The following is a 3,290-nucleotide window of genomic DNA, read 5'->3' as shown; positions in this document are numbered from 1 at the left end:
CACGAATACATCGTGATCGACACCGGCGGATTTGAACCCGATGCGGCGTCCGGTATTTACAAGGAAATGGCCAAGCAGACCCGGCAGGCGGTCGCGGAAGCCGATGTGGTCATCTTTGTCGTTGACGCCCGCGCCGGCATCAGTGCGCAGGACCACGATATTGCCAAATACCTGCGAAAGCTGGGCAAACCCACCATCCTGACTGCTAACAAGGCCGAGGGCATGACTGAAGGCGTGCAGCTGTCCGAGTTCTTTGAATTGGGCATGGGCGAGATGCTGGCGGTTTCCGCCTCACACGGCCAGGGCATGCGCACGCTGGTTGACATGGCCTTGGCGCCGCTCAATTTGCCGGATCCGGACGAAGAGGCTGAGCCTCAAGATCCTTCTGTGATTCGTCTGGCCGTGGCAGGACGCCCCAACGTGGGGAAGTCCACATTGATCAACACCTGGCTGGGTGAAGAACGCCTGGTGGCCTTTGATTTGCCCGGGACAACCCGCGACGCCATTTCTGTGCCTTTTGAGCGTGCCGGGCAGAAGTTTGAGCTGATTGACACGGCAGGTCTGCGCCGCAAAGGCAAGGTTTTTGAGGCCATCGAGAAGTTTTCCGTGGTCAAGACCCTGCAGGCCATCGAAAACGCCAACGTAGTGCTGCTGCTGCTCGATGCCACCCAAGGCGTGACCGACCAGGACGCCCACATTGCCGGCTACATCCTCGAAAGCGGCCGTTCGGTGGTGCTGGCCATCAACAAGTCGGACGCTGTGGACTCCTACCAGCGCGAGCTTCTCGAGCGCTCCATCGAGACCCGGCTGGGCTTCCTCAAATTCGCCGCCATCCACCCGATCTCGGCCATCAAGCGCCAGGGACTGGGCCCTGTCTGGAAGTCGATTGTTCAGGCCCATGCATCGGCCAATCGCAAGATGTCCACACCCGTGCTCACCCGGCTGCTGCTGGAAGCCGTGCAGTTCCAGCAACCCCAGCGCTCGGGTGTTTTTCGCCCCAAGCTGCGCTATGCCCACCAGGGCGGCATGAACCCACCCATCATCATCATCCACGGTAATTCGCTCGAACACGTCACCGAGTCGTACAAACGCTATCTGGAAGGGCGTTTCCGCAAGGAATTTGACCTGGTCGGCACGCCCTTGCGCATCCAGATGAAGAGCTCCCACAACCCCTTTAAAGACAAGGAAACGGCCTAGGACTACATGACCCGGGCCACGCCCTGTGGTAAGGTCAAGTTCTATTAACTTTTGAACACGGAAAATATCGTGAGCAATAACAAAGGCCAGCTCTTGCAGGACCCATTTCTCAACACCTTGCGTCGCGAGCATGTTCCTGTTTCCATTTATCTCGTCAACGGGATCAAATTGCAGGGTCAGATCGAATCCTTCGATCAATATGTGGTTCTGCTTCGCAACACTGTGACCCAAATGGTCTACAAACATGCGATTTCCACCATCGTTCCAGGTCGCGCCGTAAATTTCGCGACCAACGAGTCTGAAGAAAGCCCCGCCAGCTGAGTTCGTACGATGCTCCGGTGAGCCCGAAACCCCTGGTCCTTCTTGTAGGGGTCGATCTGGGGTTGCCAAACTTTGATGCTGATCTGCAGGAACTGGGTTTGCTCGCGCAAACAGCAGGCCTGCAGCCGGTTGCGCGCGTCACCTGCAGACGCAAGGCGCCCGACGCCGCGCTCTTCATCGGCAGCGGAAAAGCTGACGAAATCAAGCTGATGGCGCTGGATACCGGCGCCACGGAAATTCTGTTCGACCAGTCCCTAAGCCCGGCGCAGCAGCGCAACCTGGAGCGGCACCTGGACATGCCGGTCAACGACCGGACCCTGCTGATTCTTGAAATCTTTGCCCAGCGCGCGCGTAGTCACGAAGGCAAGCTGCAGGTTGAGCTGGCCCGGCTGCAATACATGTCTACACGCCTGGTGCGGCGCTGGTCCCACCTGGAGCGGCAAACCGGCGGCGCCGGTGTGCGCGGCGGCCCGGGTGAGAAGCAGATCGAGCTCGACAAACGCATGATCGGTGACGCGATCAAGCGCACCAAAGAACGCTTGCTCAAGGTCAAGAAGCAGCGGCAAACGCAGCGAAAGCAGCGCGAGCGCCGCAATTCCTTCACGATTTCCCTGGTGGGTTACACCAACGCGGGAAAATCCACGCTCTTCAATGCACTGGTCAAAGCGCGTGCTTATGCGGCCGACCAGTTGTTCGCAACGCTCGATACCACCACGAGGCAGCTTTATTTGGGTGACGCCGCGCGTTCCGTGTCGTTGTCGGACACGGTGGGCTTCATCCGCGACCTGCCGCACGGCCTGATTGATGCCTTTGCTGCAACGCTGCAGGAAGCAGCGGATGCCGACTTGCTGCTGCACGTGGTGGACGGCGCCAATCCCGACTACCTCGAGCAGATCGAGCAGGTCCAGCGTGTGCTTTCGGAGATTGGCGCGGCCGATGTGCCGCAAATACTGGTGTTCAACAAGCTGGACGCTATTGAAAAGGACAGCTTGCCCCTGCACCTGCAAGACATGTTCGAACTGAGGGACGCGTTTGAGGGCTCAAGCCGCAGCGTTGAACGGGTGTTCGTGAGTGCGCAGACAGGTGAAGGCCTGCCGCTTTTGCGGGCGCTGCTGGCTGGCTATGCGGTCAACCCGCCMGCCGACGAAATCCCCCAAACTGCCGAGGACCTTGCCTGATATGGCGGTTTCATTAGGCACAATGTCGGTGTAAYGAAAAAAAGTGAGTTTGATCCCATGAATCTGAACCCCGTGCTGCAGACCTTGACGAGCTTGCCAGGCCGGCTCAAGCAACGCGCCCAAGGCATGTTCAACCTCAATGATCCGCGCTGGGGTCGGGATGACGACAAACCGTCTTCTGACGATGCCAAGCCCGAAGCTCCGCGGGAGGACAAGCAACCGACCCGGCCCGCCAACCGTCCGCAGGGGCAGGGGCCCAACCAGGGCCCACCCGACCTGGATGAACTCTGGCGCGACTTCAACCGCAAGCTGGGTGGCCTTTTTGGCGGTGGCAAGAACAACCCCAACCGTGGTGGATTTGGCCGCGGCAATGGCGGTGGGAACAACGGCGGCAGTGGCGGCGGCTTTCAGCCCGACATGAAGAGTGCCGGCATTGGTGTCGGACTGATTGCCAGTGTCGCAGTGCTGATCTGGCTGGGCACCGGGTTTTTCATTGTCCAGGAAGGCCAGCAGGCCGTCATCACCCAGTTTGGCAAATACCACTCGACCGTGGGCGCGGGCTTCAACTGGCGGCTTCCGTATCCTGTGCAGCGC

4 protein-coding genes are annotated in these 3,290 nt (G+C 59.5%); all 4 read left to right on the top strand.

Annotated features, from left to right (window positions below; all coding sequences use genetic code 11):
- On the top strand, positions 1-1,197 hold a 1,197-nt coding region (gene der / locus AC1DWI_RS17320; RefSeq protein ID WP_477725296.1), incomplete at its 5' end, for a ribosome biogenesis GTPase Der.
- A 51-nt stretch (positions 1,198-1,248) separates the two neighbouring features.
- Positions 1,249-1,518 carry an RNA chaperone Hfq gene (hfq, locus tag AC1DWI_RS17315; protein WP_411883131.1) on the top strand — a complete coding sequence of 90 codons (270 nt, stop codon included), beginning with the start codon at positions 1,249-1,251 and terminating at the stop codon, positions 1,516-1,518.
- Positions 1,515-2,696 (top strand): GTPase HflX, encoded by a 1,182-nt coding sequence (hflX, locus tag AC1DWI_RS17310; protein WP_457280985.1) that lies wholly within the window; start codon positions 1,515-1,517, stop codon positions 2,694-2,696. The genes hfq and hflX overlap by 4 nt, the downstream gene beginning before the upstream one ends.
- A gap of 57 nt (positions 2,697-2,753) precedes the next feature.
- Positions 2,754-3,290 (top strand): protease modulator HflK N-terminal domain-containing protein (locus tag AC1DWI_RS17305; protein WP_477725295.1); only part of this gene is annotated, 537 nt, incomplete at its 3' end.

The sequence above is a fragment of the Polaromonas sp. P3_C2 genome (assembly GCF_056402675.1).
This window is presented reverse-complemented; position numbering and strand designations above follow the sequence as displayed.